The organism is Escherichia sp. WS1265, from assembly GCF_046487585.1.
Taxonomy (GTDB): Bacteria; Pseudomonadota; Gammaproteobacteria; order Enterobacterales; family Enterobacteriaceae; genus Escherichia; species Escherichia coli.
The window spans coordinates 1-1,661 of the sequence record NZ_JBJQJE010000076.1; the positions used below are offsets into that span (position 1 = coordinate 1).

Annotated in this window: 1 protein-coding gene; it reads left to right on the forward strand. The window is 56.3% G+C overall.

Annotation, left to right across the window (positions count from 1 at the left end):
• Positions 1-1,661: AIDA repeat-containing protein (locus tag ACJHX3_RS24840; RefSeq protein ID WP_410236246.1), on the forward strand; the 1,661-nt coding region annotated here is incomplete at both ends.

A 1,661-nucleotide genomic window follows, 5' to 3' on the forward strand; every position in this document is an offset into this window, starting at 1 on the left:
AACGACATCTGAACACCAGCTACAGGCTGGTATGGAATCACATTACGGGCACCCTGGTGGTGGCTTCCGAACTGGCCCGCTCACGGGGAAAACGCGCCGGTGTGGCGGTTGCGCTGTCTCTTGCTGCTGTTACGTCAGTCCCGGCACTGGCTGCTGACACGGTCGTACAGGCGGGAGAAACCGTGAACGGCGGAACACTGACAAATCATGACAACCAGATTGTCTTCGGTGCGACCAACGGAATGACCATCAGTACCGGGCTGGAGTATGGGCCGGATAACGAGGCCAATACCGGTGGGCAATGGGTACAGGATGGCGGCACAGCCAGTAATACCACCATCAGCAGCGGCGGGCTCCAGTTTGTAGGTGCCGGGGGAAAGGCTACAGACACAATAATCAATGAAGGAGGCGGACAAAGTCTGAAGGGACTGGCACTGAACACCACGCTGAATGGTGGCGAGCAGTGGATGCATGAAGGTGCGATAGCCACAGGAACCGTCATTAATGATAAGGGCTGGCAGGTCGTCAAACCCGGCGCAGTGGCAACAGACACCGTTGTGAATACCGGCGCAGAAGGAGGACCGGATGTAGAAAATGGTGATACCGGGCAGTTTGTTCGCGGAAATGCCGTACGTACCACCATCAATGAAAATGGTCGTCAGATTGTGGCTGCTGAAGGAACAGCAAATACCACTGTGGTTTATGCCGGCGGCGACCAGACGGTACACGGGCATGCGCTGGATACCACACTGAATGGCGGTTACCAGTATGTGCACAACGGAGGCACAGCCTCTGACACGGTTGTAAACAGTGACGGCTGGCAGATTATCAAGGAAGGTGGCCTGGCAAATTTCACCACCGTTAACCAGAAAGGCAAACTGCAGGTGAACGCCGGTGGTACAGCCACGAATGTCACCCTGAAGCAGGGCGGCGTACTGGTCACCAGTACGGCGGCAACCGTCACCGGCAGCAACCGTCTGGGCAATTTCGCGGTGGAAAACGGTAAGGCTGACGGTGTTGTTCTGGAATCCGGCGGTCGTCTGGATGTACTGGAGAGCCATTCAGCACAGAATACCCTGGTGGATGACGGCGGTACCCTGGCAGTGTCTGCCGGTGGGCAGGCGACAGGTGTCACCATGACATCTGGTGGTGCCCTGATTGCAGACAGTGGTGCCACTGTTGAGGGGACCAATGCCAGTGGTAAGTTCAGTATTGATGGCATATCTGGTCAGGCCAGCGGCCTGCTGCTGGAAAATGGCGGCAGCTTTACGGTTAATGTCGGGGGACAGGCCAGCAACACCACTGTCGGACATCGTGGAACACTGACGCTGGCTGCCGGGGGAAGTCTGAGTGGCAGAACACAGCTCAGTAAAGGCGCCAGCATGGTACTGAATGGCGATGTGGTCAGTACCGGCGATATTGTTAACGCAGGGGAGATTCGCTTTGATAATCAGACGACACAGGATGCTGCGCTGAGCCGTGCTGTTGCAAAAAGTAACTCCCCGGTAACGTTCCATAAACTGACCACCACGAACCTCACCGGCCAGGGCGGCACCATCAATATGCGTGTTCGCCTTGATGGCAGCAATACCTCTGACCAGCTGGTGATTAATGGTGGTCAGGCAACCGGCAAAACCTGGCTTGCGTTTACAAATGTCGGA